The following is a 16,040-nucleotide window of genomic DNA, read 5'->3' as shown; positions in this document are numbered from 1 at the left end:
CCCGAGAAATTCCTGTCCGAATCATTGACGCACTCCGAGGCCCTCCGTAACTTGTGCCAGCAAGCGCTTACTTGAAACGATTCATGCACAGGTGACGATGCCGGGGAGGCCCGACTGTGGGAACCAGCAGGAATGTTGAGAGGCGTACGATCCTGAAGGCGGCCGGGGCGGGGGCGGCCGCGCTCGGACTGGGAGCGACGACGGGGTGCGGAGGAAACAGCGGCACCTCGGCCGACGGCACGGTGACGATCCGTTACTCGTGGTGGGGGGCCGACGAACGGGCCAAGAAGATCAACCAGACCATCCGGCTCTTCGAGAAGAAGTATCCGAAGATCAAGGTGAAGACGGACTTCCAGGACTATGTGTCTTTCTGGGAGAAGTTCCAGACACAGGCCTCCGGCGGAAATCCCCCGGACGTTTTCCAAAACGCCGTCACATTCCTTCGCAAGTACGACAAGAGAGGCGTGCTGCTCGACCTCAAGTCGCAGATCGACGCCGGGAATCTGCGCCTGGACAACTTCCGGGCCGGTGTCACGAAGGTGGGCGAGGTCGACGGCAAGCAGCTCGGCGTCCCCGTCGGCTCCAACACCATGGCTCTCGTCGTCGACAAGAAGGTCTTCCAGAAGGCGGGCGTGGAGCCGCACCCGGGCTGGACCTGGGACGACTACTTCACGGCCCTGAAGACCATCCACGACAAGACCAAGGTGCCGGGCGACACGGGCTACTTCAGCATCATGTACCTGTACGACCTGTACCTGCGGCAGAACGGCAAGGCCTTCTACACCAAGGACGGACTCGGCTTCGACAAGGCCGATCTGACGGAGTGGTGGCAGGACGGCTACAACCGGACCAAGGCCGGCATCATCACCGACCCGAAGATCGTCGCGCAGGACCGTCCCAAGTCCTCGCTCTCCGCCGGACACGGAGCCTCGGAATTCACCTGGGACAACTTCACCGTCCGCTACACGGCCGAGGGCGACAGCGAGTACGGCCTCGCGCCGATCCCCACCATGGACGGCAAGCACACCGGTCAGTACCTCGCCTCCCTGATGCTGAGCGCGTCCTCGCGCACCCAGCACCCCAAGGAGGTCGCCCAGTTCATCGACTTCATGGTCCACGACCCCGAGGTCGGCAAGATCATGGGCTACGACCGGGGCATCCTCGCCGCCACCGAGCAGTACGACGCCTTCAAGCCGACCGACCCGGTCAACAAGGAGATCGCGCAGTACGAGGCCGACACCGCCAAGGCGGGAGTCCTCGGCACGATCACCCCGCACCCCTCCGGCGCCGACACCATCGAGGCCTCCTTCCTGCGCATCGGCGGAGACCTCGGCCTGGGCAAGGTCAAGACCTCCGACGCGGTGAAGCAGTTCTTCGACGAGGCCCAGGCCGCCTTCCAAGCCTGACCGGAACCGATGGGGAAAGCACCGTGACGCTCGTCAAGGACTCACCGCCCGCCACCCGGCGGGCCCGCTCCGCCGCCCCCGCCGCCGACAAGCGGCGGGGCCGCCGGGAGAACCTCGCCGGCTACCTCTTCATGTCCCCGTGGATCGCGGGCTTCCTGCTCCTGACCGCGGGCCCCATGGTCGCCTCGCTCTACTTCGCCTTCACCGACTACAACCTCTTCAATACCCCCAAGTGGGTCGGCCTCGACAACTTCACCAAGATGTTCGACGACCCCCGGTGGCAGAAGTCGGTCGCGGTGACGGCCAAGTACGTCGTCGTCGGCACCCCGCTCAAGCTGCTGCTCGCCCTCGGGGTCGCCCTGCTGCTCGCCCAGAGCCGACGCGGACAGGCCTTCTACCGAGCCGCCTTCTACGCCCCCTCGCTCATCGGCGCGAGCGTCTCCGTCGCCTTCGTCTGGCGGTCGATCTTCTCCGACAACGCCATCGTTGACCGTGCGATGTCCGCCGTCGGCATCCACGCCGGCGGCTGGGTCGGCAACCCCGACTGGATCCTCTACAGCCTGGTCGCGCTCACCGTCTGGCAGTTCGGCGCGCCCATGGTCATCTTCCTGGCCGGTCTCAAGCAGGTGCCGAGAGAGCTGTACGAGGCCGCGGAACTCGACGGTGCCGGAGCCTTCCGCAAGTTCTGGAGCATCACGCTCCCGATGATTTCCCCCGTGCTGTTCTTCAACGTCCTGCTGGAGACCATCCACTCCTTCCAGATCTTCGGCTCGGCCTACGTCGTCTCCAACACCTACTGCGGCCCGGCCGACGCCACGCTCGTCTACACCTGCTACCTCTACCAACAGGGCTTCAGGAACGCCCAGATGGGCTTCGCCTCCGCGATGGCCTGGATGCTGCTGCTCGCCGTGGCGCTGGTGACCGCCGTCCTGTTCTGGTCGCAGAAGAAATGGGTGCACTACGAGGAGGACGCCCGATGAGCGCGACCACGACCAGACCGACCGCCACGAAACCCCTGCCCATGAACCGCAGGCGCACCGGCTCGCTCGCCTGGCACATCGGCGCCCTGCTGATCCTCGCGGTCATCCTCTACCCCGTGCTGTGGGTCGTCGGAGCCTCGTTCAAGCCGAGCAAGGACATCATCAACAGCCTGCAGCTGTTTCCCGGCCACCCGATCCTGGCGAACTTCAAGGGCCTCGCCGACGGCATCGCCGACATCTCCATCTGGACCTTCTTCAAGAACTCCCTGTTCTACGCGGGCGGCGCCGTCGTCGGCATCCTCATCTCCTGCTCGCTGACGGCGTACGCCTTCGCGAAGATCAGGTTCACGGGCCGGAACCTGCTGTTCTCCCTGATGATCGGCACACTCCTGCTGCCGTACCACGTCCTGCTCATCCCGCAGTACGTGATGTTCCAGAAGCTGGAGCTGATCAACACCTATGTGCCGCTGCTGCTCGGCAAGTACCTGGCCACGGAGGCGTTCTTCGTCTTCCTGATGGTCCAGTTCATGCGGAACCTGCCGAGGGAACTGGACGAGGCGGCGCGCATCGACGGCTGCGGGCACCTGCGGATCTACTGGTCGATCGTGCTGCCGCTGTGCCGGCCCGCGCTCATCACCAGCGCGATCTTCACCTTCATCAACGCCTGGAACGACTTCATGGGCCCGCTGATCTACCTCAACGAGCCCGGCAAGTACACCGTTTCCCTCGGCATGATGATGTTCCGCGACTCCGACGGCGTGGCGGCCAACTACGGCGGACTGATCGCCATGTCCCTCGTGGCGCTCCTCCCCGTCCTTCTGTTCTTCCTCGCCTTCCAGCGCTATCTGATCGACGGCATGGCGACGTCCGGACTGAAGGGGTGAGGTGGTCGTGGTGGTTCAGGTTCGGGGGAAGGCTCGTAGGGGATCCGCGGGTGTCAGTGCTATGTCACATACCACCGCGCCGCTCGCCGAGCGGTTCGCCGTGTTCGCCGAGTGTCTGCTGACCGGGGTGTGGATCGCGGTCGCGTCGGCCGGCGTGGTCACCTACCCCGCGGCCTTCGCCGCGGGAGCGCGGCATCTGCGCCGACGGACGGCTCATCAGGGCGGCGGCTGGCGGGAGTTCGCCGGCGACTTCCGTACGGCCGTGCGGCGCGGGTGGGTCGTCGGGCTCGGCGGCTGGGTCGCCGTGGCGCTGGTCTGGGTGGACGTCCAGGCCGGGCGGGCCGGGCTGCCCGGTGGGCCGCTCGTCGGGGCCGTCGGGCTGTTCGCGCTCATCGGGGCCGCCGTGGCCGGGCTGCGCGCGGCGGCGGTGTGGACGCCGGGGGAGCGGTGGCGGGTGCTGCTCCCGAGCGCCGGGCGCCGTACCGTCCTCGATCCGGCCGGGTCCTTCCTGATCGTCGGCGGCTTGGCACTCGTCGCGCTGTCCGCCTGGTTCATAGCGCCGCTGGCCATTCCCGTGCTGGGAGCCGTCGCGGCGGCCGCCGTCGCCGTGGAGGAGCGGCAACGGGGGCGATGAGGGTGCGGCCGCCGGGAATCCGGCGGCCACCGCCGTCGGACGCGAGGTCAGTGGAATGTGACATGCCACTGTACCTGCCACCTGTCATGCCCCTGATCATGCGCTCGGAAGCAACCTCCGAAAAGGAAAGGCTGAACTCTCATGTCCCCCATCCCCCGCAGATCCCTCCTCAAGGCGGCCGCCGTCGCCGGAGCCGCCGCGCAGTTCAGCTGGGCGCTAGGAGCCCGGGACGCCGAGGCCGCCCCCACCGCCGATGCCGCCGACGACGGTCCCTTGACCCTGGGCTGGCTGGAGGACGGCGGCCTGGGCGCCGCACCCGGCACCACCGTCGGCGTCCCCTGGCCCAAGGGTGCCCATCAGCCCGGCCAGGGCTTCGCGCTCACCGACGCCGACGGCAAGGCCGTACCGGTGCAGTCGTGGCCGATCGCCTACTGGCCGGACGGCTCGCTCAAGTGGACCGCCCACGCCGTCAGTTCGGGCTCGGGCAAGCTGACGCTCACCCCCGGTGACGCGGCCGTCCCCGACAAGAAGGTCACCGTCGACAAGAGCAGCGGCACGATCGACGTGTCCACCGGCGTCATCGCCGTGAAGATCGGCAAGAACGGGTCGACGATCATCAGGTCCGTCACCCGCGGATCCACCGAGATCGCCAGGAACGGGCGGCTCGTCCTCGTCCGGCAGCCCGAGATCGAGGACGAGGACCAGGGCACGGTCAGAACCGAGCGCTTCGACGGGGCGATCGGCGAGGTGACGGTGGAGCAGGACGGGCCGGTCCGCGCCGTTGTCCGCATCGACGGCAAGCACCGCAAGGGCAACCGGAGTTGGCTGCCCTTCTCCATCCGGCTGTACTTCTACGCCGGGGCCGACTCCTTCCGCATGGTGCACACCATCACCTACGACGGCACCCAGGAACCCGGCAGGGCGAGCGGCGACTTCATCCGCGGACTCGGTGTGCGCTTCAGCGTGCCGATGCGGGACGAGTCCTACGACCGCCACATCCGCATCGGCGGCGAGGGCACCGGCCTGCTGCGGGAGGCCGTGAAGGGCATCACCGGACTGCGCCGCGACCCCGGCGCCGCGGTGCAGGCGGCACAGTACGCCGGGCAGAAGCTGCCCGATCCGTCCACCTGGGACCAGCGGGTGACGACCCGGCTGCAGTACATCCCCGAGTGGGGTGACTACACCCTCTCCCAGCTGTCCGCCGACGGCTTCACACTGCGCAAGCGCACCAAGAAGGGGTACGGCTGGATCGGCGCCGGCGGCGGCAGACGGGCCTCCGGGTTCGGGTACGTGGGCGGGGTGAGCGGCGGATTCTCCTTCGGCCTGCGGGACTTCTGGGAGAAGTACCCGGCCCAGCTCGACATCCGCGACGCCCACACCGACGCGGCCGAGGTCACCCTCTGGCTCTGGTCGCCCGAGGCCCAGCCCATGGACCTGCGCTTCTACCACGACGGCATGGGCCAGGACACGTACGCCAAGCAGCTCGAAGGTCTCAACATCACCTACGAGGACTACGAACCCGAGTTCGGCACCCCCTGCGGCATCGCCCGCACCTCGGAACTGCTGTTCTGGGCCAACGACTCGACGCCCAGCGCGGAGACGCTCGCCCGACAGGTCGCCGCCGTACGGGTGCTGCCGCAGCTGGCCGCCCCGCCCAAGCAGCTGATCAAGGCCAGGGTCTTCGGACCGGGGCTGTACTCCGAGCCCGACCGCTCCACCCCGGCCAAGGCGAAGATCGAGGACCACCTGGACTTCGTCTTCACCTACTACAAGGACCAGGTGGAGCAACGCCGTTGGTACGGCTTCTGGGACTACGGCGACTTCATGCACACCTATGACACCGTGCGCCATCAGTGGCGCTACGACGTCGGTGGCTACGCCTGGGACAACTCCGAGCTGTCGCCGGACATCTGGCTGTGGTTCGCGTACATCCGCTCCGGCCGGTCCGACATCTTCCGCTTCGCCGAGGCGCTCACCCGGCACACCGGCGAGGTCGACGTCTACCACATCGGCCAGTGGGCGGGCCTCGGCACACGGCACGGTGTGCAGCACTACGCCGACAGCGCCAAGCAGCAGCGCATCGCCAACACGACGTACCGGCGCTACTACTACTTCCTCACCGCGGACGAGCGGGTCGGCGACCTCATGCACGCCAATGTCGACTCCGACGAGACGTTCCTCGTCCTCGACCCGCAGCGCAAGGTGCGGACGGATCCCTACACGCCCGACCGGCACGCACTGTCGATCGGCTTCGGCACGGACTGGAGCGGGCTGGTGTCGGCCTGGCTGACCGAGTGGGAGCGCAAGGGGCCCAAGTGGGAGAAGGCCAAGGCGCGGGTCCTGTCCACGATGGAGGGCATCGCCGCCCAGCCCAACGGCTTCGTCCAGGGCAGCGGGCTCTACGACCTCGACACCGGCGAGTTCGCCGTGGCGAGCTCGCCGGTGGTGTCCGTGTCCCACCTCTCGGCCGTATTCGGGCTCAACGAGCTGTGCGCGGAACTGATCGACCTGGTCGACATGCCGAAGTTCAACCAGGCGTACGTCGACTACTGCCGGTACTTCAACGCCACCAAGGCCGAGCAGAAGGCGCGGTACGGCTCCGATTTCGGCACGCTGCTGCTCTTCCAGGGGCACTCGCGGCTGGACGCGTACGCGGCCGTCCAGACCGGGGACGCTGCGCTGGCCAAGCGGGCGTGGGCGAAGTTCTACAACTCCGACGGGTACACGGAGGCGTCGCCCTGGAAGACGGAGCCGTTGAGCGGACCGGTGGCGTTGGTTGGGGGTAGTGAGGCCGCGTGGGTTTCGTCCAATGACACGGCTCTGTACGGGCTGGCGGCGATTGAGAATCTGGCGTTGCTGGGGGACAGGATGCCGTAGCCCCCTCGAGGGGCGCTTCAGTGCATGTTCGTCAAGACGTCCCGGACCCGGCGGACATCGCGGATCCGGCGTTCGTAGGTGGAACCCAGAGCGAGGAGCAGCGCGCCGGCCAGGGCGAAGGGGGCCCAGCGGGGGAGGGCGCCGGTCAACTGGGCCAGGTACGGGGCCAGTTCGTGCAAGGCGTCCAGGGTCAGGACCGAACCGCCCAGGAGCAGGGGGGCCTGGAGGCGGTGGCGGGCGCCCAGCAGGGTGACCGCGAGAGCCGCCGTGCCCAGGAGCAGCGGGCGCGTCCAGTGCGGGTCGTCCCAGGCCGCGGCGAGGCTCGGCAGCAGCGTGGCGGCGAGCCCGGGGCCGTACGCCGTCCAGGACGACGTGAGCCGGTCGCGCCGCCTGCGCCAGGCGCCGAGGCACAGAGCCGGGACGGTGGCCGGGATCGTGTACGCCTCGACGGTGCCGACGTCCCAGGTGGCGAGCCGTACCCAGGTGGCCAGCAGGAACAGTACGGCCGCCGCATGGCCGACCGGCCGGCGGTCGGGGCGCACGGCAACGCCGGCCGCGATCACCGCGCACAGCGCCAGTACCAGGGCGAGCATGGGTGGGTCGGTGATCGCGAGACCCACGGCGAGCAGCGCGGTCGCGGCGCCGGTCAGTTCCACGGGCAGGGTGGCCCGCCCGGTGACGCGCGCGGCGAGCAGAGCCGCGGCCACGGGGACGAGCAGGACCAGCAGCGCGGTGTACTGCGGCTGCCATCCCGCCGCCGCGCCGATCGCGCAGACCAGCGCGGCGGCGTAGCCGAGGGCGGTCGGGGCGGTGAGGGGAGCGAGGCGGGGGCGCAGGGAGGCCGCGGCGAAGAAGGCGGCCAGGAGGGAGAGGACCGTCAGAGTGGCGGGCCGGGAGGCGAGGGAGAGGAAGGCGGCCGAGAGGGAGGTGCCGACGGCGAGGACGAGGGCGAGTACGGCCGGGCGGAGGAACGCCGAGGTCGCACGCGACGGGAAGACGGCCACCGCCAGCGCTGCCGCAGCGGTCAGGGTCTGGGCCGACAGGGCTACGGCGTAAGGCAGTTGGAGGGCGGCGGGCAGTGCCATGAGCGTCGCCCAGGCGAGGACCGCGGCGGAATTCAGGGCCGCCGGCCGCCAGGACTCGGTGCGGACCAGCAGGGCCAGTACGGCGGCGACGAGCAGCGGCGCGAGCAGGAGTTGGGCGGGGTACGGCGGCCAGGGTGTGTGCACGGTGACGGCGGCTCGTGCGTCCGACGGCATGCCGGACCAGGGCCGGTCCGCCCAGCCCAGCGGGCCCAGCAGAGCGACCGCGATCAGCGGCAGCGCGCACGCGAGGGCGATCGCCTGTACGGCGGCGGACGCGTGGATCAGGCCGCGGCGTACCGGCTCGGAGAGACCCGAGCGCAGTGCGGCCAGCAGTGCCACACCGCAGACGAGGTAGCCCGGAACGGTCCACGCACCAGGCAGCGCCGCCCGGAGCAGCCCGCCGGCGCCGGCGACCAGGAAGAGTCCGCCGGCGAGGGTGCCCACGGCTGCCAGCGTCCCGGTGCCGCTCTTCGCCCGCCACCACGCCGACCCCACCGCGATCGCCGCCGCCAGAGTGAGGAGCGCCGCCGCACGGGCGGCGGCGCTCGGGCCGGCTGCGCACCAGGAGAGCAAGCCGGCCGCCAGTGCGCCCCACGCACCCGTGCCGTAGGCGCCGAGAACGGCGACGAGACGTACGGACTTCGCGGTGCCGCGGAGCGCCACAATCGTGTCGAACGCGGCCGTCAGCAGGAGGGCCGCCGTGATGACGTAAGGGTCCGTGGAGACCGCGACGGCCGCCAGGAACCACGGGAGTTGGGCCATGGTCATCGCCGCCGGGAGCGGGAGACGCAGGTCGGAGGCGGTGGGCAGGGAGCCGTACGCCGTCCACAGGGCCGCCAGCGCCGCCGTCGCGGACGCCGCGTACGCGGCACCGTCCGCGCCCGGGAACACCGTCTCGTGCAGCGCGTACGCGTCCAGCGCCGTCAGGGCCAGTCCGAGGCCGGCCATCGACTCCGCCGTCGACCGCAGTCCGCGCCGCAGCAGGGCGACCGGCGCCGCGAGTACGGCGAGGGTGAGCACGCCGAGGACCAGCGCGCGTCCCGTGATGCCCAGGTGTCCCCAGCTGACCAGGGTGAACACCATTGCCGCGATGCTCAGCAGGACGCCCCCGAGGAGGAGCAGGACGTTCTGGACCCGGGGTGCGGTGGTCTCCCGGCGGGGTCGGGCCGGCGGGGCGGCAGTGGGCGCCTGTGACCGGAGGGCCGTGAGCAGCCAGGCTCTGCGCGTCAGCAACTGCGCGCGGCGGGCGTCGAGTCGCCACAGCTCGGCGTCGAGGAGCCGCAACTCCTCGGCCGGGGGCGGAACATGCGTCATGGCACGGAGTGTGGTCCGCGTCACGTCGTAGGACATGAGCGCGGGTACTCAGGACGTACTCAGATCGACACCGGGTGCGCGGAGAAGGCGCTGGGTACGGGCACACTCCCCGCATGGACTGGACGCACTACCGCTTCCGCAGCCTCTGGGCGCTGCCCCTTCCGCCCGCCGCCGTCTACGAGGTGCTGGAGCGGGCCGAGGAATACCCCCGCTGGTGGCCCCAGGTACGGGAGGTGACCCGGCTCGACGACAGCAGCGGAGTCGTCGTGGTCCGGTCCGTGCTGCCGTACGACCTGCGGTTCACCGCGCGCGAGACGCGCCGCGACCCGGTGGCCGGCGTGCTGGAGGTCTCGATGAGCGGCGACCTCGACGGCTGGGCCCGCTGGACGGTCTCCGCGGGCCCCGGCGGCACGCTCGCCCGGTACGACCAGGACGTCGACGTGAGCAAGCCGCTGCTGAGGTGGCTGGCCGTGCCGGGGCGACCCGTCTTCCGCGCCAACCACCGGCTGATGATGCGCGCCGGGCGGCGGGGACTGCTCGCATACCTGGAAGCGGTTTGAAGGAAACCGGCGGAGACCTGTATGGTTCAGTGCGTTCCCGGGCGATTAGCTCAGTGGGAGAGCGCTTCGTTCACACCGAAGAGGTCACTGGTTCGAACCCAGTATCGCCCACCGGGAAAGGCCGGTCCGCCCAGCGCGGACCGGCTTTCTGCGTATCCGGATCTGCATATCCGGATCTGCGTATCCGGAAGGGTCAAGCCGCCGCCGGCAGTTCCGGACGCAGGGGCCATTCCGTGCTCACCACTTCGTCCGTGCCGCTGCGCGCGAACCACGCCTGCAGCCCGCGCGCCTGCGCCGCGTGCCAGCCCGTCTGCAGGGTGTGCAGCTCGGCGGGGGAGAGCCGTTCCAGCCGGGTGGCGAAACGGCGGCCCAGCGCCCGTACGAGGTCCAGCGCCGCCAGTGCGTCCGCGCCCGCGTCGTGCGCGCCCTCCAGAGAGACGCCGTAGTGCGCGCACAGGTCGGTCAGGGTGCGGCGGCCCTTGCGGTAGCGGTCCAGATGCTTGTCCAGGACCCGGGGATCGAGGACCCGCAGCGCGGCGGACTCGAACCAGCTGTCCAGCGACGAGGCGCGATGGCGGCGCAGCTCGCGGTCCAGGAGCGTGAGATCGAAGGGCGCGTTCATCACGACCAACGGGCGGGCCATCGCCGCCTGTTCGGCCAGCTCCTCCGCTATCTCGTACATCACCGGCGCCGGCCAGCGGCCGTTGCGCTGCAGGTGTTCGTCCGTCAGCCCGTGCACCGCCGACGCCGCCTCCGGCACCGGCACACCCGGGTTGACCAGCCAGCGGGTCACCCGGGGCCGGGTGCCCGGGGCGTCCTGGACGACGACGGCGGCCGACACGATCCGGTCGGTCTCGACGTCAACGCCCGTGGTCTCCGTGTCGAAGGCGGCCAGGGGCCCCTCGTACCAGCACGTCATGCCTATACAACTCCTCGTTCACCCACGGCAGCTGACGTCCCGTCTTCTGCCTGTTTGGTGATACCCGGGCTGTTTGCGCACTACGCCGGAAGGACACAACAGGAGTACGGGTCTTTGCAGTTCAGCGGCCCGCAGCGGGGATTCACTTGGCTTGGAAGGCTGTTTGGTCATGGCGATAGCGCAGCCCGAACGGGGCGGGCTGCTGCCCGAACGTACGGGCCCCCTTCGCGGCACACTCGCCACCACCGCCTGCATGGAGACACTGCAGGTGGGCTATCTGCACGCCGTCGCCGCGGCGGCCGGCTGCTCGCTGTCGCAGCCCTTTCCGGACAACGGCATCGACTGGCACGTCAGTCACGGCTCGCCCGGGCACACCGTCGACGACGAGGTGACCATCAAGGTGCAGCTGAAGTGCACCTACCAGGTCGCCCCCAACCCACCGGGCCGCTTCTTCTCCTTCACGCTCGACAACGACCATCTGCGCAAGCTCGCGCGCACGCCGGTCTCGGTGCACAAGATCCTGGTCGTGATGCTCGTCCCGCGCGCCCAGGACGACTGGCTCAGAGCCAGCCACGACCGGCTCGACCTCAGGCACTGCTGCTACTGGGTCAACCTCGCCGGGCATCCCATCACCGGCCGCACACGGACCACCGTCCGCATACCGACCTCACGCATCTTCGACGACCGAGCGCTGTGCGAGATCATGACGCGGGTCGGGACGGGAGGCAGACCGTGACGCACCGCCCCCTTCAGGAGCCAGTCCGGCCGGTGAGGCCGCACCCCGACGACATCGCCGCCGCGGCCTGGCACCGGCCCCCCGAGCCCGACCAGGTGGATCCGGCCGTGCTGAGTGCCCTGCTGCAACGGCACGGCTGGCAACGCCGTGGCGGCGCCCCAGGGCGCTACGGCCGCTGGACCCCGCCCGGTCCCGGCGGCAGCGGCACGAGCCTGCTCGTGCCCGAGAGCCGCGCCTTCCCCGACAGCGACGACCTCCTGGGCGAGGCGCTCGTCGCGCTGACCCGCTCCGGCACGCCCTCCGCACGCGAGGTGCTCGTCGGCCTCGCCGTGCCCAGCGACGAGATCCGCTGGTGGCGGGACGTGCCCACCGGCCCCGCCGACTCCGCGCCCTGGGCGGTCGAGGAGCAGCTGCGCTCCGCCGCCCGCCAGATGCTGCTCGCCGCCGCACTCGCCACGCGCGCGCGTGCGGGCTACTACGGCGTACGGCACCGCCGTGCCGCCGCCGCACAGCTGGAGAGCGTCCTCGTCGGTCCCGCGGCCGGCGACGGGCGGCTGACCGCCTTCGTCCCCGTCGGCACCGGGCGACCGCTCGCCGTACGGCTCCACCATTCCCTGTACGCCGCCCGCGAGGCCATCGACTACCAACGGGCCACCGGCGGCATGGACGCCTTCGACGGGGCCGTGGAGGCGGGCGTCAGCCGCGAGCTCACCGAGGCGCTGATCACCCTCGTACGCGGCACCGAGGGCGCCCGGGTCGCCGTCGAGTGGGCGCCCGCCGCCGGGGTGCCGGAGGACTGCGTGGCGGGCGTCGAGCCCGTCGAGTTCTCGCCGGGAGACCTGCCCGTGCTGCGCGAGGCCGGCGCCCGCTTCCTGCGCGAGGAGCCGTCCGTGCCCGTCCGGATCACCGGCACGGTGGTGCGGATGCGCAGGTCGGGGCCGCGCGGCGAGGGCAGCGTACGGCTGCGGGTGATCGCCGGGGCCGAGATACCGCACGTCCGGATCACCCTGGACGAGGAGGACTACCGCATCGCCGGCCACGCCCACCTCGTGGGACTGCCGGTCCGGGTGCACGGCAGGCTGGAGAGCCGGGGCGGCTTCCGGCGGCTGACCGGCGCCGGCGGGGTCGTACCGGTGCAGGTGGACGACGCGGAGCGGGACCGGCTGATGAAGTCGATGCACGAGCACGCAGAAAGGGGGGACTTCTTCGAGGAGGCGTGCAGCGGCGACGACTGCGACTGAGCGCTGCTGTCGGTGACCGTTTCGCGGTCGGCGGGTCGGGGTCGGTACGATCCCCTATTGCGCGCGCTCCTGGTATGGCGCCGCACCCACCTTCAGTCAGGAGAGACCGGTGTCAGACGTCCGTGTGATCATCCAACGCGATTCCGAGCGGGAAGAGCGCGTGGTGACGACGGGCACTACGGCCGCCGAGCTCTTCGCCGGCGAGCGCTCGATCATCGCCGCGCGCGTGGGTGGCGAACTCAAGGACCTCGCCTACGAGCCGCGCGACGGCGAGACCGTCGAGGGCGTCGAGATCTCCTCCGAGGACGGCCTGAACATCCTGCGCCACTCCACCGCGCACGTGATGGCGCAGGCCGTGCAGGAGATCTTCCCCGAGGCCAAACTGGGCATCGGCCCGCCGGTCAAGGACGGCTTCTACTACGACTTCGACGTGGAGAAGCCGTTCACGCCCGAGGATCTCAAGGCCATCGAGAAGAAGATGCAGGAGATCCAGAAGCGGGGGCAGAAGTTCTCCCGGCGTGTGGTGACCGACGAGGCGGCCCGTGAGGAGCTGGCGTCGGAGCCGTACAAGCTGGAGCTGATCGGCCTCAAGGGCTCGGCGTCGCACGACGACGGCGCGGACGTCGAGGTCGGCGCCGGCGAGCTGACGATCTACGACAACCTGGACGCCAAGACCGGTGAGCTGTGCTGGAAGGACCTCTGCCGAGGCCCCCACCTGCCCTCCACCCGGCTGATCCCGGCGTTCAAGCTGATGCGCAACGCGGCCGCCTACTGGCGCGGCAGCGAGAAGAACCCCATGCTCCAGCGCATCTACGGCACCGCCTGGCCGTCCAAGGACGAGCTGAAGGCGTACCTCGACTTCCTCGCCGAGGCCGAGAAGCGCGACCACCGCAAGCTGGGCTCCGAGCTCGACCTGTTCTCCATCCCGGAGCAGATCGGCTCCGGCCTGGCGGTCTTCCACCCCAAGGGCGGCATCGTCCGCCGGGTGATGGAGGACTACTCGCGCCGCCGGCACGAGGAGGAGGGCTACGAGTTCGTCTACACCCCGCACGCGACGAAGGGGAAGCTCTTCGAGACGTCCGGGCACCTGGACTGGTACGCCGACGGCATGTACCCGCCCATGCAGCTCGACGAGGGCGTGGACTACTACCTCAAGCCCATGAACTGCCCGATGCACAACCTGATCTTCGACGCGCGCGGCCGCTCCTACCGCGAACTGCCGCTGCGTCTCTTCGAGTTCGGGACCGTGTACCGGTACGAGAAGTCGGGCGTCGTGCACGGCCTCACCCGTGCCCGCGGCTTCACGCAGGACGACGCGCACATCTACTGCACCCGTGAGCAGATGTCGGAGGAGCTCGACAAGACGCTCACCTTCGTCCTCGGCCTGCTGCGCGACTACGGCCTGACCGACTTCTACCTCGAGCTGTCGACGAAGGACCCGGAGAAGTTCGTAGGCTCCGACGAGGTCTGGGAGGAGGCCACCGAGACGCTGCGCCAGGTCGCCGAGAAGCAGGGCCTGCCCCTGGTCCCGGACCCGGGCGGCGCCGCCTTCTACGGCCCGAAGATCTCCGTGCAGACCAAGGACGCCATCGGCCGCACCTGGCAGATGTCGACGATCCAGCTCGACTTCAACCTGCCCGAGCGCTTCGACCTGGAGTACACCGGCCCCGACGGCTCCAAGCAGCGCCCGGTCATGATCCACCGCGCGCTCTTCGGCTCCATCGAGCGGTTCTTCGCGGTGCTCCTGGAGCACTACGCGGGCGCCTTCCCGGCGTGGCTGGCCCCGGTCCAGGCGATCGGCATCCCGATCGGTGACGCGCACGTCGAGTACCTGGAGAAGTTCGCCGCCGAGGCCAAGAAGAAGGGTCTGCGGGTCGAGGTGGACTCCTCCTCCGACCGTATGCAGAAGAAGATCCGCAACGCCCAGAAGCAGAAGGTGCCCTTCATGGTCATCGCGGGCGACGAGGACATGGCGGGCGGCTCGGTGTCCTTCCGCTACCGCGACGGCTCGCAGGAGAACGGCATCCCGTTCGACGAGGCCATCGCGAAGATCGTGAAGGTCGTGGAGGAGCGGGCGCAGGTCTGATCCGGTCGTGACGCGGGGCCCTCGGGAGTCAGCTTCCCGGGGGCCTCTCGTCGTCCTCCCGGGCGAAGACCTGCAGCAGCCAGGAGGCGAAGGTGCCGGTCACCGCGCCCAGCAGGGCCAGGCCGATCGCCATCATCCCGACCGCGATCACGCGGCCCAGCGGCGTCACCGGGACGATGTCGCCGTAGCCCACGGTCGACAGCGTCTCGCAGGTCCACCAGACGGCGTCCCCGAACGACTTCATGGACGCGCCCGGCGCCCCGCGTTCCTGCTGGTACACGGCGAGGGCGCCGGCGAATCCGAGCAGGACCGTCGCGATCCCGGAGTACGAGATCACGCGCGCGTGCAGCGCGAGCCGCGGCTTGCCGTGCCGTCGCTGCACGGCCTCGTAGACCTTCACGACCCGAAGCGGGCGCAGCAGGGGCAGGAGCACCACCACCGCGTCCAGCGGGTGCTTGCGTACGAAGCTCAGCCCCTGCCCGCTCAGCCGCCAGACCACCGCGTAGTTGACGACGAACAACACCCACGAGGCCAGCAGCAGCGCGAGGGCGAAATCCTGCAGGGCGTCCTTCAGACCGGGCGCCAGGACGCGGACCGCGTACGAGGCGAGGAAAGCCAGTGACGCGAACGCGAGCGGCAGCTCGGTGGCTTGCTCCCAACGGGCCTTACGAGTGTCATCGTCCACGCTCCCAGCTTGACCCGGCGGGCTTTTCCCGGAACCCCGCCGACACGCCGCGAACGGGCGACGCCATATGCTGCACTGCATGACGAGTGAGCCGGAGCAGCAGTTGGGAGTGGGGACGCAGGACGCCTTCCAGCGTCTGTGGACGCCCCACCGGATGGCCTACATCCAGGGCGAGAACAAGCCGACCGGCCCGGGCGCCGACGACGGCTGCCCCTTCTGCTCAATCCCGGCCAAGTCGGACGAGGACGGCCTGGTCGTCCGCCGTGGCGAGCAGGTCTACGCCGTGCTCAACCTCTACCCCTACAACGGCGGCCATCTCATGGTCGTCCCCTACCGTCACGTCGCCGACTACACGGACCTCACGGACGCGGAGACGATCGAGCTGGCCGCCCTCACCAAGCAGGCGATGACGGCCCTGCGCACGGCCTCCGGCGCCCACGGCTTCAACATCGGCATGAACCAGGGCACGGTCGCCGGCGCCGGCATCGCGGCCCACCTCCACCAGCACATCGTCCCCCGCTGGGGCGGCGACACGAACTTCATGCCGGTGGTGGGCCACACGCGGGTGCTGCCGCAGCTGCTGGCGGACACGCGGAAGATGCTGGCGGAGGCCTGGCCCTCCTAGGCCACTCC

Annotated in this window: 13 protein-coding genes and 1 tRNA gene; 11 read left to right on the top strand and 3 right to left on the bottom strand. The window is 69.9% G+C overall.

The genetic code is table 11. The features are described 5' to 3' along the window. Positions 1-116: 116 nt before the first annotated feature. The 5 genes from ACWCQ1_RS20940 (at position 117) to ACWCQ1_RS20920 (ending at position 6,781) form a co-directional block, all read left to right on the top strand. Complete coding sequence (locus ACWCQ1_RS20940; RefSeq protein ID WP_358603041.1) at positions 117-1,406, top strand: ABC transporter substrate-binding protein; 1,290 nt, start codon at positions 117-119, stop codon at positions 1,404-1,406. Between the two features lie 23 nt (positions 1,407-1,429). Beyond that, entirely contained in the window at positions 1,430-2,386 is a 957-nt protein-coding gene (locus ACWCQ1_RS20935) for a carbohydrate ABC transporter permease (protein WP_451027083.1), read from the top strand. Beyond that, complete coding sequence (locus ACWCQ1_RS20930) at positions 2,383-3,270, top strand: carbohydrate ABC transporter permease (RefSeq protein WP_165954886.1); 888 nt, start codon at positions 2,383-2,385, stop codon at positions 3,268-3,270. The genes ACWCQ1_RS20935 and ACWCQ1_RS20930 overlap by 4 nt, the downstream gene beginning before the upstream one ends. 61 nt (positions 3,271-3,331) lie before the next feature. Continuing rightward, positions 3,332-3,904 (top strand): hypothetical protein, encoded by a 573-nt coding sequence (locus ACWCQ1_RS20925; RefSeq protein WP_358603035.1) that lies wholly within the window; start codon positions 3,332-3,334, stop codon positions 3,902-3,904. Positions 3,905-4,045: 141 nt separating this feature from the next. Beyond that, positions 4,046-6,781, top strand: coding sequence for an exo-rhamnogalacturonan lyase family protein (locus ACWCQ1_RS20920; protein WP_451027082.1), 2,736 nt, complete (start codon positions 4,046-4,048; stop codon positions 6,779-6,781). 17 nt (positions 6,782-6,798) lie between these two features. Here the strand turns inward: ACWCQ1_RS20920 and ACWCQ1_RS20915 are convergent, their stop codons facing one another. Further along, entirely contained in the window at positions 6,799-9,216 is a 2,418-nt protein-coding gene (locus ACWCQ1_RS20915) for an SCO7613 C-terminal domain-containing membrane protein (RefSeq protein ID WP_451027081.1), read from the bottom strand. 77 nt (positions 9,217-9,293) lie between these two features. Here ACWCQ1_RS20915 and ACWCQ1_RS20910 point away from each other — a divergent pair, with 77 nt between their 5' ends. Then, entirely contained in the window at positions 9,294-9,740 is a 447-nt protein-coding gene (locus ACWCQ1_RS20910; RefSeq protein ID WP_358603026.1) for an SRPBCC family protein, read from the top strand. Positions 9,741-9,779: 39 nt separating this feature from the next. Next, positions 9,780-9,851 (top strand) — tRNA-Val (locus ACWCQ1_RS20905). Positions 9,852-9,933: 82 nt separating this feature from the next. Here the strand turns inward: ACWCQ1_RS20905 and ACWCQ1_RS20900 are convergent. Continuing rightward, positions 9,934-10,659 carry a 3'-5' exonuclease gene (locus ACWCQ1_RS20900; protein ID WP_358603023.1) on the bottom strand — a complete coding sequence of 242 codons (726 nt, stop codon included), beginning with the start codon at positions 10,657-10,659 and terminating at the stop codon, positions 9,934-9,936. Between the two features lie 169 nt (positions 10,660-10,828). On the opposite strand from ACWCQ1_RS20900, the gene ACWCQ1_RS20895 reads away from it, so the two are divergent. From ACWCQ1_RS20895 to thrS, 3 genes are all read left to right on the top strand, one after another. Further along, a complete protein-coding gene (locus ACWCQ1_RS20895; protein ID WP_133044905.1) occupies positions 10,829-11,395 on the top strand; it encodes a DUF4365 domain-containing protein in 567 nt (188 codons plus the stop codon). Next, positions 11,392-12,636, top strand: coding sequence for a hypothetical protein (locus ACWCQ1_RS20890; protein ID WP_358603020.1), 1,245 nt, complete (start codon positions 11,392-11,394; stop codon positions 12,634-12,636). Before ACWCQ1_RS20895 ends, ACWCQ1_RS20890 begins: the two co-directional genes overlap by 4 nt. 109 nt (positions 12,637-12,745) lie before the next feature. Continuing rightward, positions 12,746-14,722, top strand: coding sequence for a threonine--tRNA ligase (gene thrS / locus ACWCQ1_RS20885; protein WP_451027080.1), 1,977 nt, complete (start codon positions 12,746-12,748; stop codon positions 14,720-14,722). Positions 14,723-14,750: 28 nt separating this feature from the next. Here the strand turns inward: thrS and ACWCQ1_RS20880 are convergent, their stop codons facing one another. Further along, the gene (locus tag ACWCQ1_RS20880) at positions 14,751-15,407 is read right to left on the bottom strand and encodes a potassium channel family protein (protein ID WP_358603014.1); all 657 of its coding nucleotides are present in this window, start codon (positions 15,405-15,407) and stop codon (positions 14,751-14,753) included. Positions 15,408-15,474: 67 nt separating this feature from the next. Between ACWCQ1_RS20880 and ACWCQ1_RS20875 the strand changes: the two genes are divergently transcribed. Then, positions 15,475-16,032 carry an HIT family protein gene (locus ACWCQ1_RS20875; protein WP_133044901.1) on the top strand — a complete coding sequence of 186 codons (558 nt, stop codon included), beginning with the start codon at positions 15,475-15,477 and terminating at the stop codon, positions 16,030-16,032. The last annotated feature ends 8 nt before the right edge of the window (positions 16,033-16,040 follow it).

The organism is Streptomyces sp. NPDC002144, from assembly GCF_053593695.1.
Note: the sequence above shows the minus strand (reverse complement) of the source record. Positions and strands in the feature narration are given on the sequence as shown.

What these genes read in the sequence shown, in the direction of transcription:
- ACWCQ1_RS20875 (WP_133044901.1), top strand. Translation starts at nt 15,475, where the DNA reads ATGCTGCACTGCATGACGAGTGAGCCGGAGCAGCAGTTGGGAGTGGGG.
- ACWCQ1_RS20915 (WP_451027081.1), bottom strand. Translation starts at nt 9,216, where the DNA reads ATGTCCTACGACGTGACGCGGACCACACTCCGTGCCATGACGCATGTT.
- ACWCQ1_RS20930 (WP_165954886.1), top strand. Translation starts at nt 2,383, where the DNA reads ATGAGCGCGACCACGACCAGACCGACCGCCACGAAACCCCTGCCCATG.
- ACWCQ1_RS20895 (WP_133044905.1), top strand. Translation starts at nt 10,829, where the DNA reads ATGGCGATAGCGCAGCCCGAACGGGGCGGGCTGCTGCCCGAACGTACG.
- ACWCQ1_RS20920 (WP_451027082.1), top strand. Translation starts at nt 4,046, where the DNA reads ATGTCCCCCATCCCCCGCAGATCCCTCCTCAAGGCGGCCGCCGTCGCC.
- ACWCQ1_RS20900 (WP_358603023.1), bottom strand. Translation starts at nt 10,659, where the DNA reads ATGACGTGCTGGTACGAGGGGCCCCTGGCCGCCTTCGACACGGAGACC.
- ACWCQ1_RS20925 (WP_358603035.1), top strand. Translation starts at nt 3,332, where the DNA reads ATGTCACATACCACCGCGCCGCTCGCCGAGCGGTTCGCCGTGTTCGCC.
- ACWCQ1_RS20910 (WP_358603026.1), top strand. Translation starts at nt 9,294, where the DNA reads ATGGACTGGACGCACTACCGCTTCCGCAGCCTCTGGGCGCTGCCCCTT.